Source organism: Bradyrhizobium sp. USDA 4486, from assembly GCF_054057995.1.
In genome coordinates this window covers 3,616,288-3,636,938 of record NZ_JBSRZV010000001.1, presented here as the reverse complement: position 1 = coordinate 3,636,938, position 20,651 = coordinate 3,616,288, and the positions used below count along the sequence as shown (strand labels likewise).

Below are 20,651 nucleotides of genomic sequence, written 5' to 3'. Positions count from 1 at the left end.
CCTCACGCCGCCGGCGTCGTGCTCTGCATGCGATGGAAGCGCAGCACCTGCTGCGCGGTTGATAAGCGCAGCGCCTCGTAGGTGTCGCGCAGCGCCAGCATATCCGTCTGCGAGCCGCCTGAGAGCTTCTCGCGCATGGCGATGATGGCGCGCACGCTCGACCAGGACATGCCCGCGACCTTGGCGAGGATCATCACGCCCTCGGTGCGGCTCTCGATCATCATGTTTTCGGCGGTTTCGACCGCGACGCCCGCGAGCGCGGCCAGCCCGGCGTTGGTCTCGTCGAACTTGCCTTGCTCGGCGAAGGTGGTGACCTGGAATTCGTTGAGGCGGCCGTCCGCGTGCAGCGACTTCACCAGCGCGCGCGCCATCTCCGTTTGCTTGGTCATGGCGGCCGCACGGACCCGCTGGGCCGCTTCCTGGACCACGCTCGAGACTTCCTCCGCAAGCTCGGGATGGGCGGCCTCCAGCTTCCGGCGCACGCTCGCCGAGGCCTTCGCGATCAGCTTCAGATAGTGATGACGAGGCAAATCGGGCCGCAGGCCGATGCAGGTCGCGAGTTCGTCGTCGCGCTCGGCGCGGGTGACGAGATCGGTGAGGCTTCCCTCGGAGAGCTGCGCGCCCGGATTGCTGACGGTCGACTGCACCACGTCGTCATTGCCGCGCGTCACCAGCAGGTCGGTCAACGCTTCCGACAGTACGCGCCGCAGCGAGATCGCCTTGAGATGCGCCTGGCCCCTGGTGCGCGCGATCTCGAGCAAGGTGGTTTCGTCGAGCCGTTCCGATTTCGACAGCACGGGGCCGGCGACCTCGATCACGTCGTCGAGCGCGAGCGTGCGGATGATTTTTGGCGGTGCGGCCGCGATCGGCGCGAGGCGCTCGGCGAGCAGCGCTCTCGCCGAGGTCTCGATCTGCTCGATCAGGCACTGGAACACGTCGTCGAACACGCGGACATGCTCGTCGGAATAGTCCACCGCGTTGCCCACGAAGAGCTCGGTGACGCGGCGCAGCGCCTCGACCCGGCGCGCAACGGTGCCGTGCGAGAGCGCGGCCTGCAATTCGTCGAGCAGGTTCTCGGATGGTTTGGCGGGTTTGGATCTCATTGCCCTGTCCTGGAGCGTTGGGTCCGGCGGCGGCTTCTGTCGCGCCCGGAGAAAATGGATTGGTCAGCTCGTTGCAATTCGGTTGCGCCCTTGCGCCTTGGCGGAATAGAGCGCGCTGTCGGCGCGCGCGAGAAACGTGTCGGCAGTATCCGTGTCGCGCAGCGTCACGACGCCCGCGGAAATCGTCACCCGCAAGCCCGGCGAGAACGCGCTCCAGTCGAGGTCGGCGACGATGCCGCGCAGCCGCTCCAGCATGTGCAAGGCCGCGTCGGCTTCGGTGTCCGGCAGCAGCAGCAGGAATTCCTCGCCGCCGTAGCGGCCAAAACTGTCGGCCGGGCGGATATTGGCGAAAATGGTGATGGCGAAGGTGCGCAGCACCTCGTCGCCGACGGGATGGCCGTGGGCGTCGTTGATGCGCTTGAACCAGTCGAGGTCGATCAGTGCGATCGCGCAAGGCGTGGACGTCTGGCGCGACTTTTCGATTTCGGCGTCCAGCAGGCGCATGATGCAGCGGCGATTGTAGGAGCCGGTGAGCTCGTCGAGCTCGGCGAGCTCCTCGATGCGCCGATAGGCGTTCTTCAGCTCGATGCTGCGCCGATACAGGATCTTGCGGAGCGTGGCGCCGAACAGGCCGAGGAAGGCGCATTGGCCGATCACCAGCACGAAACAGAGCATCGAGGCGGTTCGCTGCAGCAGCGTCGCAACGGGCAGGCCGATCGGCAGGTCGGACGCGAGGAAGACGGCGGCAAGGCCGCTGGTTGCAATCGCCCAGGTCAGCATCGCCTGGGCCGAGGTCATGCGCAGCGTGCCGAAGGCGAAAATCAGGAACAGCACGCTGATGAAGGCGACACCGATGGTCGGCACCGACACCAGGAACACGAATTGCAGCGCCATATGCGCCGAGATCTGGAATACGGTGAGATAGTGGTCGGTGAATTTGTCACCGGCGCCGGCTTCCGACAGCACGGCGAACGTGCCGATGATGAGGAGGCCGCCGAACCAGAACAGCGAGGCGACGTCGACCGAAATCGCTCCGTCATAGGCGTAGAGCAGCAGGACCGAGGCGCCGAGCGAATAGCTCACGACCTGGCCGATATACATCTGGCGGCGCTGCCGGGCTCTTCGCGCAAGCACCGCAGGAGCGGCCGCCTCGGGCGCGAGGACGAGGTCCGCGGCCTCAGCGGCATTCCTCTCCGGAAAGGACGTCGCAGCCGTGCTCATGGTCCCGCCAGTGGTGGAGTTCGGCCCAAAAATCTACCTGGCAAGCCTTTAGGTTTGGTATCCTTTGAACCGAATCCGAACCGTGCAGCGCAGAACAGCATGGTGTTGGCTGGCAGGGAGAATTTGCCGGCGATTAGGCATCGTTTGCGATGCGGTCGAGCCAAGGCAGGGGTTCGTGAGACATACGTCGTGCAGGGCTGCTATGGAACCGGAACTGATCGGCCCGCCCGTGCCGGGGCAGACATTCCGCAGGAAAGTGTTTCACTATTATGTTACCTATACCGATCGAGATGGCCAGCCGCCGCGGGCGGAACGAGAAAAATGCACGTATGTGGGGTAGATCACACAGGCCCCCGTATGACCGCGGTAGGTTGAAGAATTTCGCCCCTGCCGTCGAACCCTCCGCCCTATCGACCCGACCAACCTTGCGAGACGGCCTTTGAGCGTGACTCAGGCGGCTTCGGACGAGGTCCTGATCGCCAGGATCGCCCAAGGCGACCGGCTCGCCATGCAGGTGCTGTACGGGCGGCACCATGTCAGGGTCTACAGGTTCGGGCTGAGGCTCGTGCGGGACGAGCAGGCGGCGGAAGACCTCATCAGCGAGGTATTTCTCGACGTCTGGCGTCAAGCCGGCAAGTTCGAGGGCCGTTCCGCCGTTTCCACCTGGCTGCTGGCAATCACCCGATTCAAGGCCCTCTCGGCGCTTCGGCGCAGGAAGGATTTTGAGCTGGACGAAGACGCCGCGAACGCGATCGAGGACCAGTCCGATGATCCGGAAACGGTGGTGCAGAAGAAGGATACCAGTGAAGCGTTGCGGGAGTGTCTGACGGGCCTCTCGCCGGAACACCGGGAAATCGTCGATCTGGTCTACTACCACGAGAAGTCCGTGGAAGAGGTGGCCGAAATCGTCGGGATACCGGAGAACACTGTGAAAACGCGCTTGTTCTATGCGCGCAAGAAACTGGCCGAACTGCTGAAGGCAGCCGGCGTTGAGCGAGGCTGGCCATGATGGCTTTGAGCAAGAAGATGCTGGAGCAAGAGCCCAGTGAGATTGAACTGCTGCTGCCCTGGCACGCCGCCGGCACGCTGAATGCGCGCGATGCGCGCCGCGTCGAGGACGCGCTGGCGCGCGATCCCGAGCTTGCCAGGCAGTATGCCGCGATCCGCGGCGAGTACGAAGAGACCATCCATCTGAACGAGAGCCTGGGGGCTCCCTCGGCCCGCGCGATGCAGAAGCTGTTTGCCGCGATCGACGCCGAACCGGCGCGGGTAGCCACGCCGTTGCCGCTCGCCACGCGCATCTCGGCCTTCTTTGCGAGCCTGTCGCCGCGCACTCTGGCCTGGTCGGCAAGCCTCGGCGCCATCGCGCTGCTGCTGCAGGCCGGCATCATCGGCGCCGTCCTGATGAAGACCCAGACCGCGACCTACCAGACCGCTTCGCTCTCGATTGGCGCGCCGATCACGCGCGAGCTCGGAGCCGCACCGGCGCGGGCGCTGGTGCGCTTTACGCCCGAGGCGCGCGTCGCGGACATCACGGCGCTGCTCGACAGCTATCAGGCCTCGATCATCGGCGATGCCAAGGGCGGCATGTTCCGCCTGCAGTTCGACAAGGCGATGAGCCAGGACGAGCTCGCCGCACTGCTTGCCAGGATGTCGCGCGAGAAGTTCGTCAATCTCGCCGTGGCGGCGCCTTAAGCGCGCCCTTCCACCGATGACAGGCAAGTCCAAGAGGAGGATACGCGCCGGAGCTTACGCTTCATCATCGGTCGGCGCCGCGCTGCTGCTCGCCGCCTGTCTCGGTGTCGACATCGCAAAGGCGCAGGCGATCATGCGCACGCCGACGATCAGCGTCCCCTCGCGCACGCCGACCATCTCTCCCAACGTCGCCGCGCGCGTCAACCCGGGCGCGGCTGCGCGCGTGGTCGCAGTCGACCGCGGCCCGCGCGCGATCGCGACGCCGCGGCTCTCGGCACGAATGGGGCCGACGCCGGCGCTGCCCTATGCGCGCTACTCCCCGAACCTTTATCCCGCCTGCACCGCGCCCTATCGCGACGCCGACGGCGAATGCCTGGGGCAGCCGATTGCGGGCGGCGAGGGGAGCGGTAAGGCGGGCAAGAAGGCCGCCGCCAAGGGGCGCGGCAACAATACGCCGGTGGCTGCGAACCTGCGCAGCTTCGCAGGCGAATTCGTCGCTGAGATCGACGGCGCGCTGACGACGACCGAAGCCGACGAGCTTGCGCGCCGCCATGGGCTTGCGCGCGTATCCTCGGAAAACTTCCCGCTGATCGGCGCGACGTTGGGCCTGTTCCGCATCACCGATGGCCGTCCGTTCGAGACGGTGCGGCGCGAGTTCGCCGCGGACGGCAGCGTGCGCTCGGTGCAGCCGAACTTCCGCTACGTGCTCCAGGACCAGAAGCCGGCGACGCTGAGCGAAGGCGATCCCGCGCAATATGCCCTGGCAAAACTCCGCCTGCCGCAGGCGCATACGCTGGCGCATGGCGCCAACGTGACCGTCGCCGTGATCGATTCCGGCATCGACGCCAGGCATCCCGAGCTCGCCAATTCCATCGCCGACAATTTCGATGCGCTCGGCAGCGCCGAGGGCCCGCACATCCACGGCACCGGCATTGCCGGCGCCATCGTGGCGCACGCCAAGCTGATGGGCAGCGCGCCCGAAGCGCGCATCATCGCGATCCGCGCTTTTGGCGGCACCGGCGGCGGCGCGGAGAGCTCGTCCTACATCATCCTGCGCTCGCTCAATTACGCCGCCGAGCACGGCGCGCAGATCGTCAATATGAGCTTTGCCGGTCCCAAGGACGCGGTGATCGAGCGCGCCATTGCCGCAACCGCCGCGCGCGGCCTCGTGCTGATCGCGGCCGCCGGCAATGCCGGTGCGAAATCGCCGCCGCTTTATCCGGCCGCCAATCCCAACGTGATCGCGGTCAGCGCCACCGACCAGCAGGACAAGCTGTTCTCCGCGTCCAACCGCGGCAATTACATCGCGCTGGCGGCGCCCGGCGTCGACATCTTCCTGCCGGCCCCCGACGGCAAATACCAGATGACGTCGGGCACCTCGTTCTCGGCCGCCTATGTCTCCGGTGTCGCCGCGCTGCTGCTCGAGCGCAACTACGCCTTGAAGCCGGAAGCGCTGCGCATGACGCTGGCGAAGACCGCGCGCGACCTCGGTTCACCCGGGCGTGATGATCTGTTCGGCGATGGCGAGGCCGACGCGTTTGCCGCGGTCACGGCTGTTCCCGTTGACAACGCGACGCCGGTTGCGGCGGCGTCCGGTACAACAAAACGTGAAGATGCGCAGCCACGTCGCGATGAGCCGGGCATTCGCGCGATCGAGCAGCCCTCGCTGTCGGGCGCGGCCGATAAAGCCACGGTTTCTCAGGCGGATAGGCCGGCGGCGCGATAGCGGCTACGAAAAGAATGCGCGCCCGCCAAAGGTTAAAAAATCGAACGCCGCATTGAACGTTCAGCCAGCTGCCACGACCAAAATATGTGGGAGCGGTCATCCCTCCCCATCAGTCATATCAGGCGCGAGCGCCCATCCACCCCAAGCGCCCATATGGCTCGACCCGTCCGGTTGTCCCCCCGGACGGGTCTTTTCTTTTTGGACGTCTGTGTCTTCGAGGCGTCGAATCCACTCAGCTTGGGGTTGAAGGAGCGCGCGTGCGTGCACTCGTCGGTCGACCGTCACGCCGCAGCTCCGTCATGCTTGTGCGAAGCTTGACTCGAAATCACAGCAATTCTCCGCACGACTACGGTCTTTCATGACGAACGGCGTGTCGTTGCTGGACAAGTCAAAACTTTTCCACAAAATATTCGTGTCGCGTCTAAATTGATTCGTGTGCGTTGCGTCGCGTCCGTATTTTTCTCATGACGGGCTGGTTCATGACACATCGCCAAAGCGCGGCCGCCGGCCGCGAGATCGCGGCACGCTGGTGCGCTCTCGCCGAGCAGCGGCTGGAGCACCTCACCGAAATGTTCGAGACCGGGCGCTGGCGCCGCTACCACTCCGAGATCGCATTCCTCGAAAACATCCAGGAAGCCAAGCTCGCGGTCCAGACCTGGCGCGCGCTCGCGACCGGTGGTGACGTTGCCGCGGCGGCTGCGAGCGTCTCGCCCGCCTTCGGCTGGTCGCCGGCGACCATGCCCCGCGTGTTTCCGCGGGAGCAGCCGGCGCAGACCATGCAGCCCAAGCCGTTGCAGCCCAAAGCCGTCCACCTCGCGCCCGAGACCGCCGTGCCGGTAAAGCTGGAGCCCAGGCTGGACGTTCTCGCCGAAGTGACGGAAGCGCCGATCGCGCCGCTCGCTCCGGCCGCGCCGCTCCTGCCGCCTGTCGCAATGGCATCGTTCACCGCGCCTGCTGCCGTCCCGCCGCTCAAAGCCCCCGCTGCGAGGCCGCCGCTCTCCGCACCTGCGGTGAGGTCACCGGTCGCCGCCCCGGCCGCCATGGCGCCATTCACCGCTCCCGCTGTGAAGCCGCCGCGCACCGCGCCCGCGGTGAGGTCGCCGACCGCCGAACCTGCTGCAATGGCACCAGTCGCCGCGCCCGCCGTGCGGGCCTCCGCTGCGATGGCAGCGCTCCTGCCGCAGTTCGCCCCGCCCGCCGCCGAAATCGTCGCGGCCCCCGAGCGCGTCGTCGAATTCACTTTCAGCCTCGACGGCCTGGAAGCAAAGTACCCGCTGCTGCGGAACGCGTTCTGAAGGAGCCGTCAGCGCATCGCAGCATGTAGACATAGATGCCCACCACATCATCCTTCGAGGCTCCCCGAGCGGTGCTCCGCACCGCACGGCTCGCACCTCAGGATGACGGCAGTGGGCTTGTTGTCAGTGCTTGATGAAGCAACTTTTGGATGTGTCGCCCGCCTTACTTTGATGTGACCGCATCGAGCCAGGCGCCGCTCCTCATCCGTCATTCTGAGGTGCCCTCATGAGACGCGGCGCGTCCCATGAGGAGCCTCGAAGGATGCACGGCCCGTCCGCCCGTCGCGCGCCTACCGCCGCACGGCGTTGCCGCCGATCACCACTTGTGCGAAACCGCTGCGCGCCGTCCGCCGACAGGTCCGACGTCACCGCGCGCGCGTGGTCGAGGCCGACCACGGCGCCGCGCGGGGTTTCGGAGATCATGTTGTTGTTGACCAGCGCAGTGCCGGCGCCCGGGACCACGGATACGCCGATGCCGGCCAGCGCCCTTCGGATGACGTTGCCGGATATTGCGACGTCGCGCAGATATTTGCCCCAGCCGGCGACGATGCCGTAGGCCGGCGCGTTCTCGATCACGTTGCCGGTCACCGATGAATCCGCCTCGATGTAGATGCCGACGCCGGCGTCGTCATCCGGTGCGGTGCCGATCGGCCGCTTGGGGATCAGATTACGGATGATGTTGCCCTGGACCACCGCGATACGGCCGCCTTCGTTGAAATTGCAGACGGAGGCGCCGACGGCCGCGCCGTCCACGGTATTGTTGGCGATCACGGCGGCCTCGAACGCGAACTCGGCATAGAGGGCGACCTCGCGCACGTCGCTGATGCTGTTGCCGGTGATATGGATATTCGAGGCGGAGTTGCCGCGCACCGCCGAGTAATCGCAGTTCTTGATGCGGTTGCCGCGCACGATGACGTTGCCGGCGCGGAAGGCGTTGATGGCGTTGCCGTACTGACCCGAGCCGCCGGGGCCGGCCTTGATGTCCTCGATGCGGTTGTCGGCGACCAGCGTGCCGTCATCACCGATCGCGGTGCGCAGGATCTCGATGCCGTTGTCGTTGGTGCCGAGAATCGTGTTGCGGGAAACGCTGAGGCCCTTTGCATCGAACGAGACCACCGCGGTCACAGCGATGTTGGTGAAGATGTTGCCGGAGATGTCGCCGGAGACCTGCTCGAGCCAGATGCCGCTGCCCCCCGAGGCGGTGATCTCGCAATCGGTGATGCGAACGTCGCGCCCGCCGAGGACCTGGATCAGCCCGCGCCGCGCCGGCAGCGGAATGCTGCCGCCATCGAAGGTGATGCCGGTGAGGCCGATCGAGTCCGAGCCGTCGCTCTGGATCGCCGAGGCCCCACCGCCGGTGAAGGCGAGCTTGGTGGCGCCGCGCACGCCGATCAGCTGCGATCCGTTCGGCAGCCGCAGCAGCCCGGCGCGGTAGACGCCCGGCGGCAGCGCCAGCGGCATTTGCGCCCTTGCGGCCTCGTCGATCGCGCGCTGGAGCGCACGCGTCTGGTCCTCGCTGCTGTTGGGCCGCACGCCGTACTGCGTGGCATCGCGGCCGAGCAGGGAGGTCAGCGGCGCCACGCGCGCAGCGTCGGCCGGCATGGCGAGCGCGCCCGCAATGCCCGCGGTCGAAGCTCCGATGAGATGACGGCGATTGAGGTCCATGACGCGTCCTCCGGCGGACGCGGGGTCCGCGGGAGGTAGGTAGCGCAGGCCGGTGCGGCTCGTCGGGATTGTTCGCGGTAGGGTTAAATGTTTACCGCAAAAATGGTGCCGAAGAGTGGGCAAAGCGCAAGCGTGCCCACCATTTGACGGCGGATCGGAACGACATCGTCGGCACGGCGCGATGCGCCTTTGCCCGCCTACAAGACCGGTGTGTTCCGCCGCTTCCTTGCCAATCCCACCATCTCCATCAGCATCGCTTCGCTCGCATCCACCAGTTCCTCCAGTGTGATCCGCGGCGCGCCCTTGCGGCGCACGGCGCCACTGCGCGCCAGCAGCGGGATATGGATGAACGCCGCAAGCCGCGGCCCGCCGGCCCGCACGTTCTCGATCGCGCGCCAGCTGAGATAGTTGCAGAGATAGGCGCCGGCATCGCGCGAGGCGCGGGCGTCGATGCCGGTGAGGCGCGCCGCGCGCAGCAGCCTCGCCGTGTGCGGGCCGAACATCATCGCGTCGGCCTGGCCGGCGATGCCGCGCTTGCTGGAGCGGGTGTTGGCCGCATCGGGCCAGAGCATGGTGACGGCGTTGCGGGCGCGGGTCTCGATGCGCAGGTACGGCGTGCGCGCGGCGAGGCCGAACATCAACAGCGCGTCGGGCTTTTCCCTTGCGAGCAGCTCCGGCAATTGCCGATCGACCGCGGCGTAGGTGACCGGGAAGATATGGCTCGCGATCGCGACGTCGTCGAGTGCCGGCCGGCGCAGCTGCGCCAGCCGCGTTACCAGTGGCTGGGTCGGGTTGTAGGGCGCGCCGGGAAACGATCCGAAGCCGGTCAGGAGAATGCGCAGCTTGTCGCTCATTGCAGCAACTCCAAAATCTGCTCGGCGGCGAGCGCCGGCGTAAGATGGCCGTCGGCGACTTCAGCCTCGATCTTCCGCACTTTCGTGCGCACCGACGCCTCGCTGCGCAGCCGCGCCAGCATGCGCTGCTCCAGCATCGACCACATCCACTTCACCTGCTGTTCGCGCCGCCGCGCGGCGAAATCGCCGGACGCGTTCATCGCCTTGCGGTGATCGAGAACCTTCTGCCAAATTCTTGCGATGCCGTTTCCGGTCAGCGCCGAATAGGTCTCGACCGGCGGATGCCAATGCTCGGACCTCGGCGCCAGGATATGCAGCGCGCCGCGATAGTCCGCGGCGGTGATCTTGGCGCGCTTGAGGTTGTCGCCGTCGGCCTTGTTGATCGCGATCATGTCGGCGAGCTCGACCAGGCCCTTCTTGATGCCCTGCAATTCGTCGCCGCCGCCCGGCAGCATCAGGGCCAGGAAGAAATCCGTCATGTCGCAGACCGCGGTCTCGGATTGACCGATGCCGACGGTCTCGACCAGCACGACGCCGAAACCTGCCGCTTCGCACAGCAGCATCGCCTCGCGCGTCTTGGCCGCGACGCCGCCCAGCGTGCCCGAGGATGGCGAGGGGCGGATGAAGGCATCGTCGGAGGTCGCGAGGCGCGCCATCCGCGTCTTGTCGCCGAGGATCGAGCCGCCGCTGCGCGCCGAGGACGGATCGACCGCGAGCACCGCGATCTTGTGGCCCTGCTCGATCAGATAGGTCCCGAGCGCATCGATGGTGGTGGATTTGCCGACGCCCGGCGAGCCGGTGATACCGACGCGGAACGCCTTGCCGGTGTCGGGCAGCAGCATCTGCACCAGCTCGCGCGCCAACGCCTGATGGTCGCCGCGCCGGCTCTCCACCAGCGTGATCGCCCGCGCCAGCGCCGCGCGGCTGCCGGCGCGCAGGTCACGGGCGAGAGATTTGATGTCGATGGATCTGCTACTGGTCATCGTTGCTTTCGCGTCCAGCCGCTAGCGGCCCGACATGCGAATGTGTTTCTCGGCGCAAGACTTCAAAGGTGGAGGGTGGGTTTGAACGATGTCCCAAACGATCTCGGCCTTCGTCATATGGTAGGCATGACGCCAGAAGACTTCCGAAGTCGATCATCTTGCGCCAGTCGACACCAGGCTCGGTTCGCTTGACCTCATCCGGGATGAATTTCGATGCCTCGCCGATGATCTCGAGAAGCCGCTCGACTGCAAGGCGGGAGGTCTTTTCAGAGACGAACTGATCGAAGGTGAGGTCCTTCACGACATCTTCGATGTCGGTGATGGCTTCCAGAATGTCTCGTAGCCGGTCTTCCACCGTCGGCGGCATTCAGAAGACCTCGACCAGATCATCCGCGATCCGCTCGGTTATGCGCGGCTTCAGCAGGTCGCGCATCGATATCTGCGCACGAAGGCCGACATGGTCCTCGATCAGGTGCAGGACTCTGAAGTAATCGAACCGCGGCGTTTCCTCGCGCGAGGTCGTCTCGACGAGTATGTCGAGGTCGCTGTCAGGCCGAGCGTCGCCGCGCGCGCGAGACCCGAAAAGGTAAAGCCGCTTGACCCCCGCCGCCCTCAGCGCGGGAGCAAGCTCACGGATCTTCCCGACAAGCGTCTGGAGCGGAATGTCTGCGACTTCGGCCATGACCGAATACTAGCACAGGGCGACCGCTCCGCCCAGCGTCGGCCCTGGAGCGCCGCCGGGCAGGCGCGGGCCGCCCGCCCGATATCACCGGGTCGTTGCCGCCGCCGCCTGCATCGGTTTCACCTTGCGCCACATCCACACCATCACCGGCCAGAGCAGGGCGCCAATCGCCATGGCGGCGAGGATGGCGGCGACCGGCCGTTCGAAGAACGGCAGGATGCTGCCGTCGGACTTGATCAGCGAGGTCACGAAGGCCTGCTCCACCATGGTGCCCATGACAATGCCGAGCACCATGGCGGCGACGGGATAGCCGTTGGCTTCCATGATGTAGCCGATCACGCCGAAGGCGGCGACGGTGACGACGCCGAACATGTTGTTGCCGATCGCGAACGAGCCGACCGCGCAGCACAGCATGATGATCGGCATCACGGTCGAGCGCGGCGCCAGCAGGATGTAGGCGGCGACGCGGATCATGGCGATGCCGAGCGGGATCATCAAAATGTTCGCGATGATGAACATCAGGTAGATCGCGTACATGCTCGACGCCTTCTCGGTGAACAGCGTCGGGCCCGGATTGAGGCCCTTCATGTAGAGCACGCCGATGGCGATCGCGGCGATGGTGTCCCCGGGAATGCCGAACAGCAGCGAGGGCACCCAGCCCGAGGCGATGCTGGCATTGTTGCTGGCCCCGGCCTCGACCAGGCCCTCGACATGGCCGGTGCCGAATTTGTCCTTCTCCTTGGAGAAGCGCTTCGACATCGCATAAGAGACCCAGGCCGCCATGTCGGCGCCGGCGCCGGGCAGCACGCCGATGATGATGCCGACGATGTTCCCGCGCGTCATCTGCCAGTGGTACTTCTTCGTCAGCTTCCACTGCCCGGCCATGATGCTTCCGAATTTGCGCCGCGGCAGCGGCGGCGGCTCGGGGGTCAGCATCGCGCGCATCACCTGCGCCACCGCGAACACGCCGACCAGCGCCGGGATCGGCTCGATGCCGCCGAACAGATCGGTGATGCCGAACGTGAAACGCGGGATGCCGCCGGGATTCTCGATGCCGATGCAGGAGACGAGCAGGCCGATGAACATGCCCGCGATCGCCTTCACCGGCGAGGAGCGCGCGACCAGCGTCGCGCACATCAGGCCGAGCAGCGCCAGCCAGAAATATTCGAAGGTCGAGAACGACAGCGCGATCTCGGCGAGCGGCGGGGCGAGGATCATCAGCGACAGCACGCCGGCGATGCCACCGACGGCGGAGAACCAGACGCCGGCACCTAGCGCCAGCTCGGCCTGGCCCTTGCGCGTCATGGCATAGGCCTCATCGGCATAAGCAGCCGAGGCGGGCGTGCCGGGAATGCGCAAGAGCGCGCCGGGGATGTCACCGGAGAAGATCGCCATCGACGACGCTGCGACGATGGTCGCGATCGCCGCGATCGGCGACAGATAGAAGGTGACGGGGACGAGCAGGGCGGTCGCCATCGTCGCGGACAGGCCGGGCAGCGAGCCGATGACGAGGCCGTACACGGAGGCTGCGAACATCGCGATGATGACCTCCCAGGTGGAGATCAGCGCGAAGGCATCAATCAGGGTCTTGAGCATGGGATCACCAGGGCGTCGGCAAAAGGCCAGCGGGAAGCGGTACGCGCAGCAGCTTGCCGAAGATGAGGTGGATGGCGAAGGGCGACAGTGCGGCAAGCGGCAGCGCCAGCTTCCACTTCGCACCGAGCGCCGTCGAGGTGACGTAGACCATGATCGCCGCGGTGATGACGAAGCCGAGCCGGTCGGCGGCAAAGACGTAGAACAGCAGCAGCGCCGGCGGCAGCAGGGCGCGCAGGCCGTAGAGCTTGCTCTGCGGCGGCGGCGCGGCCGCCTGTCCGTTCTCGAGCGGGACCAGCTCTTCCTCCTCCTCGAAGGAATGGCCGATGCCGAACACGATCGCGAGCCCGCACAATGCCAGGCCGGTGCCGATCACGAGCGGAAACACGTTGGGGCCGATCGGCTGCCCCGGCACCGGCGGCAGGATGTAGCCGCCATAGGCGGAAGCCGCGCCGAGCACGACGAGAAACGATCCCGTGACGGAGTCGGGAAGACGCATGGGAGGAATCCTATGAAAGAAATCCCTCTCCCCGCGTGCGGGGAGAGGCGGGCAGAGCATCGCAGGTGGAGATCACGCCTTGCTGAGGCCGGCCGCCTTCATGGCCTCGCCCATCTGGGCATCGCCCTTGTCCATGAAGCCGGCGAACTGGCCGGCATCGCCCCACACGGTGCCGAAGCCGCGATTGCTCATGAAGTCCTTGAACTCGGCGGAGTCGTAGACCTTCTTCAGGGCTGCGGTGAGCTTGGTTGCGATCTCCGGCGGCAGGTTCTTCGGCGCGCCGATGCCGCGCCAGGCGCCGGTTGCGTAGTCGATGCCCATCGCCTCCTTCAGCGTCGGCACGTCCTTGAAGATCGGGTTGCGCGCCGGCGCCATGATGGCGAGGCTCCTGGCCTTGCCGGCCTCGATGATGGCGCGCGCCTCCGGCACCGAACAGGTGGTGAGGTCGAGGCCGCCGGCGGCGAGGTCCTGCATCGCAGGCGCTGCGCCGTTCGACGGCACCCACGCGACCTGGTTGGCGGGCAGGCCCATCGCCTGCATCCAGCCGACCAGCGCCAGGTGCCAGATGCCGCCCTGGCCGGTGCCCGATGCCTTGAACTTGCCCGGGGGGGCCGCCTTGATCGCCTCGGCGAGCTCTTTCACCGTCTTGTAGGGCGAGGAGGAGGATACCTGGATGCCCGGCGGGTCCTCGTTCATCAGCGCCAGCGGCGTGTAGCTCCGAGGTGTCAGATCGGTGAGGCCTTGCCAGTGCATCATCGAGATTTCGACCGTGAGCATGCCGATGGTGTAGCCGTCGGGCTGCGCCGTCGCGATGGCGCTATGGCCGACCACGCCGGAGCCGCCGGTGCGGTTGACCACGTTGAAGGGCTGGCCGAGGTCCTTTTCCAGCAGCGCTGCGACGATGCGCGCGGTTGCGTCCGTGCCGCCGCCCGCGCCCCAGGGCACGATGACAGTGACCGGCCGCGCCGGATAGGCTTGTGCGCGTGCGGGCTTGAACCCCAAAGCGGCGGATGCGGCGACCGCGGCAGATGAAGCCGCAAAGGCGCGGCGGGTGATCTTGGACATTGAATGCCTCCCAGCGGCGCCCGTGACGTCGAGCGCTCTTGTCAACGGCGGCATTCTAGTCGGCTTTGCGGCGCCGCCGCAAGGTAGCGCTATCAGCGCGTTGTGAGCAAAGTGGCGCTGCTCAAAACCTGCTCACTGCGGCTCCTCCGCGTCGCCCTTCGGCCGCTCGCCGCCGAAAATGTGCGTTCCTTCCGCGGTGAGATACGGCTTCAGGATCTGCCACGGCACGAAGGCGACATATTCGCCTTCGGCGTAGGGGCCGACCGTATAGGGCGGATAGTGGAAGGTGAGGCCGGAGCTCTTGCCCGCCTCAGTCGAAGGCGCGAACGTCACCGCGCCGATCTTGAGCAGGCTCGGCTCGACGCTCTTGAACCATTCCTCGGTCGCGGTCTCGCTGGTGCCGCGCTTCTTCTTCTCGACCTTGAGCGAGGTGATGATGGCCTTCACCATCGCCTTCATGGTCGGTCCCTTGTCGGCGGTCTCGGTGAAGAAGGGGCGGATCGAGATGCGCTTGCCCTCAACCTTGTCCCACAGGACCGTGTTCACGTCGGAGTTGGGATGGGCGCCGTGGGTGTCCATGTAGTCGTTGCGCAGTACGCTGACATAACGATCGGCAACGACCGAGCGGATCGCATATTTGCGCTCGAAATCCCAGCCGCCGTCCCTGAAGAATTGCGGATCCTCCTTGCGCGAGGCGGCAGCTTCCGCTGCGCTCTTGTCGAGCCACTTCTTGCCCTCGGCAAGGCAGTCCGCGGCCAGCGCAGCGTCGGCCTTGATCCTGTCGTCGAGCAAAACGCGGGCGTCGATGCTCTTGTTCTTGACGACGGCGTCCGGCTTGGGGTCGCCAGCGAAGGATGGGGAGGCCAAGCTGATCGCAGCGAAGGCCGAAAGGAGAATGATGGTGCGGGGGAACAGCCCCGCGCGCGCACGATGATCTGTCACTTCAATATCCATGTATTTTGATTCCAGCCGGCCGGCAGCGATGCGCTCAAGCGTAGTGATCGCAAGATGAACCGGCGCACAACGCGGCGCGCGAACACCTGCTCGTGATCAGGCGCGCCGACAAGCCTGCGGGTTTGATGTTCGAGGCCTCAGCGGTGGCGGAATTACTCCGCCGCCTCGCTATGCCCAAGCCGGGCGTTCAGCTTGCGGATCAGCTCCTCGGCCGCATCCGCGATGACGGTGCCGGGCGGGAAGATCGCCTCGGCGCCGGCCGCATAGAGTGCGTCGTAATCCTGCGGCGGGACCACGCCGCCGACGATGATCATGATGTCCTCGCGCCCGTGCTTCTTCAGGGCGGCCTTGAGCTCCGGCACCGCGGTGAGATGGGCGGCGGCGAGCGAGGAGACGCCGAGGATATGCACGTCGTTCTCGACCGCTTGCCGCGCGGCTTCGTCGGCGGTGGCGAACAACGGTCCGATGTCGACGTCGAAGCCGATATCGGCGAACGCCGAGGCGATCACCTTCTGGCCGCGATCGTGGCCGTCCTGTCCGATCTTGGCGACCAGGATGCGCGGGCGGCGGCCCTCCGCCTCCTCGAAGGCGTCGATCAGCGCCTGAACCTTCTCGACCTGAGTGCCCATGCTGGACGCCTCCCGCTTGTAGACGCCGGTAATGGATTTGATCTCTGCGCGGTGGCGGCCGAACACCTTTTCCATCGCCTCCGAGATCTCGCCGACGGTTGCCTTCGCGCGCGCGGCGTCGATCGCGAGTGCAAGGAGATTGCCGTTGCCGTCGCCGGCCGAGCGCGTCAGCGCGGCAAGCGCGGCATCGACGTCCTTCTGGTTACGCTCGGATTTCAGCCGCGTCAGCTTGTCGATCTGCAAGCGGCGTACATTGGTGTTGTCGACCTTGAGAATGTCGATCGGCGCCTCGTCGGTCGGCTTGTACTTGTTGACGCCGATCACCGCCTGCTTGCCGGCATCGATCCGGGCCTGCGTCTTGGCCGAGGCCTCCTCGATGCGCAGTTTTGGTACGCCGGCCTCGATCGCCTTGGCCATGCCGCCGAGCTCCTCGACCTCCTGGATATGGCTCCAAGCTTTTGCGGCGAGATCGCGCGTGAGCCGCTCGACATAATACGAGCCGCCCCAGGGATCGATGATGCGGGTGGTGCCGCTCTCCTGCTGCAGGAATAGCTGGGTGTTGCGGGCGATGCGCGCCGAGAAATCGGTCGGCAGCGCCAGCGCCTCGTCGAGCGCGTTGGTGTGCAGCGACTGGGTGTGGCCCTGGGTCGCCGCCATCGCCTCCACGGTCGTGCGCATCACGTTGTTGAACACGTCCTGCGCGGTGAGCGACCAGCCCGAGGTCTGGCTGTGCGTGCGCAGCGACAGCGAGCGCGGGTCCTTCGGATTGAAGGGCTTCAGCAGTTTCGCCCAGAGCAGCCGTGCGGCGCGCAGCTTGGCGACCTCCATGAAGAAGTTCATGCCGATCGCCCAGAAGAACGACAGCCGCGGCGCGAAGCGGTCGACGTCGAGACCTGCGGCCAGGCCGGCGCGCAGATATTCGACGCCGTCGGCGAGCGTATAGGCAAGCTCGAGATCCTGCGTCGCGCCGGCCTCCTGCATGTGATAGCCGGAGATCGAGATTGAATTGTACTTCGGCATCCTCGTCGAGGTGTAGGCGAAGATGTCAGAGATGATCCGCATCGAGGGTGCGGGCGGATAGATATAGGTGTTGCGCACCATGAACTCTTTCAGAATGTCGTTCTGAATCGTTCCCGAGAGCTTTTCTGGCGGCACACCCTGTTCCTCGGCGGCGGCGACGTAAAGCGCGAGGATCGGCAGCACCGCGCCGTTCATGGTCATGGACACGCTCATCTGGTCGAGCGGAATGCCTGCGAACAGCGTGCGCATGTCATAGATGGAATCGATGGCGACACCGGCCATGCCGACATCGCCGCCGACGCGCGGATGATCAGAGTCATAGCCGCGGTGGGTGGCGAGGTCGAAAGCGACCGACAGGCCCTTCTGTCCGGCAGCTAAGTTGCGACGGTAGAACGCGTTGGAATCCTCCGCCGTGGAGAAGCCGGCATATTGCCTGACCGTCCAGGGCTGGTTGACATACATGGTCGGGTAGGGGCCGCGCAGGTATGGCGCGATGCCCGGATAGGTCTCGAGGAAATCGAGCCCCGCGAGATCCGCCTCGCCATAAGCGGGCTTCACCAGAATGCCCTCGGGCGTCAGCCACGGCTCGGCCGTGCCGGCCGGCGCTGCGGTGGCGACGCGCTCGAAGGCAACATCGGCGAAATTGGGAATGCGGGTCATGGTTCAACCAATCCTCAATCATGATCCGGATGCTGATGGCTGACGATGGTCGCCATCTTCTCCGGCCCGTAATTCTGCTGCGTGGTCTGGCTCGGCAGATTGGCGATGCCGACGACCCAGCCGAGGCGCGACTCCGTGCCGAACTGCCGCGTCGGCACCACGTGATCGGGCCGGTCGAACGCGCCGGTCATGATCTCGATGCGGTCGCCGTCGATGCGGCCGAAGCTCAGCGGCGTGCCGCAGGCCGGGCAAAAGCCCCGCTCGGCGATCGAGGAGGAGCGGAAGAACGAGGGTTTTCCCCGCGTCCAGACAAGCTCGGTCTTGTTCACGTCGGCGAAGGAGGCGAACGGCGCGCCGCTGGCCTTCTGGCACATCCGGCAGTGACAGATCGAAACCCGGGTCGGCGCCGTCAAGACGCCGAAGCGCACGGCGCCGCACTGGCAGCCGCCGGTGAGAACTGGTTTGCCTGCTTCGGTCATGCCTGCTCCATCCGTCGATAGACGTCCTGCAGCGTGGCAAGCGCGTCGGCCCCGGCAAAGATGAAGCCGGTGACGCCGGCAGCCCGCAACGCCGCCTCGGTATCAGTCGGGCGGCCTGCGAGATACATATGTTTGCAGCCCGCGCTTTGCAGGGCCTTCGCGGCGGCTTCGGCGTGTTCCGCATAGACCTTGTCGCTGGAACAAAGACAGGCGAGCGCGGCACCGGAGGCCTTGAACGCGGCGGCCAGCCTCGCCGGATCGGCAAAACCCTCGCTGTCGAGGGCCTCGATGCCGCCGGCCTCGAAGAAGCTCTTCGCAAACGTCGCACGCCCCGTGAAATCGGCGGGCGTGCCGAGATTGGCCAGAAACACTTTTGGCCGCGCGCCGCGCGCTTTCAGCGCCGCGTCGGATTTATCGCGCAGCGCCTCGAACGGTTCCGCCAGTCGCATTGGTGTGAGCGGATCGAACTTGTATTTCTGCTCGCCGTAGGGCGCGAGCGCGACAGGCGTTGCCTTCAGCACCGCGGTCTCGCTCTCATGCAGGTTCGGAAACTCGCTGGCGCCGGTCAGGACGTCGCGGCGCTTTCCGATATTGGCATCGCGCGCCTTTCGTGTGGCTGCCACCTTGCTCTGGAACAGGCCCTGCTGAAGCGCGGCGAAGGCGCCGCCGGCTTTCTCGCTCTCCTGGAACAGCGCCCAGGCTGCGTCGCAGAGCTGCGCGGTCAGCGTCTCAATGCCGCCGGCACCGGCGGCGGGATCGCTGACCCTCGCAAGGTTGCTTTCTTCCAGCAGCAGGAGCTGCGTATTGCGCGCCACGCGCCGCGCGAATGGATCGGGCAGGCCGAGCGCCAGCGTATGCGGCAGCACGGTGATCGCATTGGCACCGGCAAGTCCCGCGGCGAATGTCGCGACCGTCGCGCGCAGCATGTTCACGTAGGGATCGCGCTGCGTCAGCATGCGCCAGGCCGTCTCCGCGGCGATGAACAGCGGCTTTGGCGTCAGTCCGCACGCGCTCTCGATGCGCGCCCACAACAGCCGCAGAGCGCGGAATTTGGCCATGGTCAGGAACTGGTCGGCATCCGCGGTAAGCCGCGCATAGACCATGCCTTGCGCGGCCTCCAGCGGAATGCCGGCGCCTTCGATCGCGCGCAAGTAAGCGACGCCGCAGGCGAGCACGAAGGCAAGCTCCTGCACCTCGGAGCCGCCGGCATCGTGGATCACGCGTCCGTCCGCGGACGCGAACGGCCCCTTGAACCCGAGCGCGGCGAGCCCCTTGATCGCGCCGGTGACGGCAGGAACGATCTCGTCCCAGGTATAAGGGCTGTGGCCCCAGACTGCGCCGGCCGCGAGCGGATCGAGTCCGAAGCGGATGTTGCAGGCCGCGGGATCGAGACCGCTGCTCTTCACATATTCCGCGACATGGATCGCGGCCATTCGCGATTGCGGTCCGATCTCGAGCTCGACGCCGATGCCGGCATCGAGATGAATGTCCTTCAACACTTTTGCGACGGCATCGGCCGAAGGTTCCAGGCCGAAACCGCGAGCGCTATTGGCCCCGGCGAACACCAGCGCGAGCCCCGTCGCGCCATTCTCCAGATCGGCCAGTCCTTGCGCATTCGCGAGAGCCGCATCGGGATGGTCGATCCGCTGCACGATCTGCCATGGCGCGGCGGCGGGCCGTCCCACCACCGGCGCAACGCCCTTGGCGCGGGGATAGAGCGGCTCGATCTTCAGCCCGTCATAGGTCTTGCTGACCAGCTTCTCGAACGGCGCGCCCTTCAGCACGCCATCGACCAGCTTGCGCCAGTCCTCGACGGTCGCCTTGGGGAAATCCGCCGCCAGCGGCAGGTCGTCAGTCGCGGAGGTCATACGGCCAAGGGCTCCCAAACGTCTCGTATTCGCAGGCGAAATTGCCACGGCGGCACGTCCCTGCAAACGGTTGTTTTTGGTTAACCGGTATCCGGAAGCCGCTCAATGCCTTGCGTCGAGACGCTGGCAAGCCCGTCACGCACACGAATGCCTGCAATCACGCGATCCGGCGCGATTTCGGCCAGCGGCACCAGCACGAAGGCGCGCTCGAACAGGCGCGGATGCGGCAGGGTCAGGTCGGGCTTCTGCAAGGAGACATCGTCATAAGCGATCATGTCGAGATCGAGCGTACGCGGGCCCCAGCGCCGGTCTTTCTCCCGCGTGCGGCCGAATTTCCGCTCGATCTTCTGCAGCACGAATAACAGCGCGTGCGGATCGAGACTGGTCTCGATCTCGACGCAGGCATTGATGAAGGGATCCTGGTCCTCGTCGCCCCAGGGCGGCGTCGCATAGTCCGAGGACCGCGCGATCACCGCCGCTTGCGCCATGCCGCAGAGATTTGCGATCGCCTTTTTGAATGTCGCGCGGACGTCGCCGACATTGCCGCCGAGTGCGATCAGCACGCTCGCGGGGCGGATTTGACGTTCGCTAGCCATTGCCGAGCATCCTTCTGCGAACGTCAAATCCGCTCCGCGAGCAAACAATAATGAACGAGTGGCC

18 protein-coding genes and 1 pseudogene are annotated in these 20,651 nt (G+C 66.1%); 4 read left to right on the top strand and 15 right to left on the bottom strand.

Annotation, left to right across the window (positions count from 1 at the left end):
- Positions 1–2: 2 nt before the first annotated feature.
- Together ACVWY3_RS17905 and ACVWY3_RS17900 are read right to left on the bottom strand one after the other, a co-directional pair.
- Positions 3–1,103, bottom strand: coding sequence for a DUF2336 domain-containing protein (locus ACVWY3_RS17905; protein WP_456839640.1), 1,101 nt, complete (start codon positions 1,101–1,103; stop codon positions 3–5).
- 63 nt (positions 1,104–1,166) lie between these two features.
- On the bottom strand, positions 1,167–2,324 hold the full coding sequence (locus ACVWY3_RS17900) for a GGDEF domain-containing protein (protein ID WP_456839639.1): 1,158 nt from the start codon (positions 2,322–2,324) through the stop codon (positions 1,167–1,169).
- Positions 2,325–2,763: 439 nt separating this feature from the next.
- On the opposite strand from ACVWY3_RS17900, the gene ACVWY3_RS17895 reads away from it, so the two are divergent.
- The 4 genes from ACVWY3_RS17895 (at position 2,764) to ACVWY3_RS17880 (ending at position 7,040) form a co-directional block, all read left to right on the top strand.
- Entirely contained in the window at positions 2,764–3,333 is a 570-nt protein-coding gene (locus tag ACVWY3_RS17895) for a sigma-70 family RNA polymerase sigma factor (protein WP_456839638.1), read from the top strand.
- The gene (locus tag ACVWY3_RS17890; RefSeq protein WP_456839637.1) at positions 3,330–4,019 is read left to right on the top strand and encodes a hypothetical protein; all 690 of its coding nucleotides are present in this window, start codon (positions 3,330–3,332) and stop codon (positions 4,017–4,019) included. Before ACVWY3_RS17895 ends, ACVWY3_RS17890 begins: the two co-directional genes overlap by 4 nt.
- 16 nt (positions 4,020–4,035) lie before the next feature.
- The gene (locus ACVWY3_RS17885) at positions 4,036–5,745 is read left to right on the top strand and encodes a S8 family serine peptidase (RefSeq protein ID WP_456839636.1); all 1,710 of its coding nucleotides are present in this window, start codon (positions 4,036–4,038) and stop codon (positions 5,743–5,745) included.
- Between the two features lie 479 nt (positions 5,746–6,224).
- Positions 6,225–7,040 carry a TIGR03809 family protein gene (locus tag ACVWY3_RS17880; protein ID WP_456839635.1) on the top strand — a complete coding sequence of 272 codons (816 nt, stop codon included), beginning with the start codon at positions 6,225–6,227 and terminating at the stop codon, positions 7,038–7,040.
- A 290-nt stretch (positions 7,041–7,330) separates the two neighbouring features.
- Here ACVWY3_RS17880 and ACVWY3_RS17875 read toward each other — a convergent pair.
- The 13 genes and pseudogenes from ACVWY3_RS17875 to folK all read right to left on the bottom strand — a co-directional run bounded on the left by ACVWY3_RS17875 (position 7,331) and on the right by folK (position 20,587).
- A pseudogene (locus tag ACVWY3_RS17875) lies at positions 7,331–8,705 on the bottom strand (TIGR03808 family TAT-translocated repetitive protein).
- A gap of 197 nt (positions 8,706–8,902) precedes the next feature.
- Positions 8,903–9,559 carry a pyroglutamyl-peptidase I family protein gene (locus ACVWY3_RS17870; RefSeq protein WP_456839634.1) on the bottom strand — a complete coding sequence of 219 codons (657 nt, stop codon included), beginning with the start codon at positions 9,557–9,559 and terminating at the stop codon, positions 8,903–8,905.
- Positions 9,556–10,542, bottom strand: a complete 987-nt coding sequence (gene meaB, locus ACVWY3_RS17865) for a methylmalonyl Co-A mutase-associated GTPase MeaB (protein ID WP_456839633.1) — start codon at positions 10,540–10,542, stop codon at positions 9,556–9,558. Before meaB ends, ACVWY3_RS17870 begins: the two co-directional genes overlap by 4 nt.
- Positions 10,532–10,909, bottom strand: coding sequence for a HepT-like ribonuclease domain-containing protein (locus ACVWY3_RS17860; RefSeq protein WP_456839632.1), 378 nt, complete (start codon positions 10,907–10,909; stop codon positions 10,532–10,534). Before ACVWY3_RS17860 ends, meaB begins: the two co-directional genes overlap by 11 nt.
- A complete protein-coding gene (locus ACVWY3_RS17855; RefSeq protein WP_456839631.1) occupies positions 10,910–11,224 on the bottom strand; it encodes a nucleotidyltransferase family protein in 315 nt (104 codons plus the stop codon).
- A gap of 84 nt (positions 11,225–11,308) precedes the next feature.
- Positions 11,309–12,820 (bottom strand): tripartite tricarboxylate transporter permease, encoded by a 1,512-nt coding sequence (locus ACVWY3_RS17850; RefSeq protein WP_456839630.1) that lies wholly within the window; start codon positions 12,818–12,820, stop codon positions 11,309–11,311.
- 4 nt (positions 12,821–12,824) lie between these two features.
- Positions 12,825–13,316: a tripartite tricarboxylate transporter TctB family protein gene (locus ACVWY3_RS17845; protein ID WP_456839629.1), complete on the bottom strand. Its 492-nt coding sequence runs from the start codon at positions 13,314–13,316 to the stop codon at positions 12,825–12,827.
- A 72-nt stretch (positions 13,317–13,388) separates the two neighbouring features.
- Positions 13,389–14,381, bottom strand: coding sequence for a tripartite tricarboxylate transporter substrate binding protein (locus tag ACVWY3_RS17840; RefSeq protein ID WP_456839628.1), 993 nt, complete (start codon positions 14,379–14,381; stop codon positions 13,389–13,391).
- Between the two features lie 132 nt (positions 14,382–14,513).
- Positions 14,514–15,281: an RsiV family protein gene (locus ACVWY3_RS17835; protein WP_456843392.1), complete on the bottom strand. Its 768-nt coding sequence runs from the start codon at positions 15,279–15,281 to the stop codon at positions 14,514–14,516.
- Between the two features lie 206 nt (positions 15,282–15,487).
- Complete coding sequence (gene scpA, locus ACVWY3_RS17830) at positions 15,488–17,644, bottom strand: methylmalonyl-CoA mutase (protein ID WP_456839627.1); 2,157 nt, start codon at positions 17,642–17,644, stop codon at positions 15,488–15,490.
- A 14-nt stretch (positions 17,645–17,658) separates the two neighbouring features.
- The gene (locus tag ACVWY3_RS17825; RefSeq protein WP_456839626.1) at positions 17,659–18,123 is read right to left on the bottom strand and encodes a GFA family protein; all 465 of its coding nucleotides are present in this window, start codon (positions 18,121–18,123) and stop codon (positions 17,659–17,661) included.
- Positions 18,120–19,991 carry a methylmalonyl-CoA mutase family protein gene (locus tag ACVWY3_RS17820; RefSeq protein WP_456839625.1) on the bottom strand — a complete coding sequence of 624 codons (1,872 nt, stop codon included), beginning with the start codon at positions 19,989–19,991 and terminating at the stop codon, positions 18,120–18,122. The genes ACVWY3_RS17825 and ACVWY3_RS17820 overlap by 4 nt, the downstream gene beginning before the upstream one ends.
- Before the next feature lie 80 nt (positions 19,992–20,071).
- Complete coding sequence (gene folK, locus ACVWY3_RS17815; protein WP_456839624.1) at positions 20,072–20,587, bottom strand: 2-amino-4-hydroxy-6-hydroxymethyldihydropteridine diphosphokinase; 516 nt, start codon at positions 20,585–20,587, stop codon at positions 20,072–20,074.
- Between the last annotated feature and the right edge of the window lie 64 nt (positions 20,588–20,651).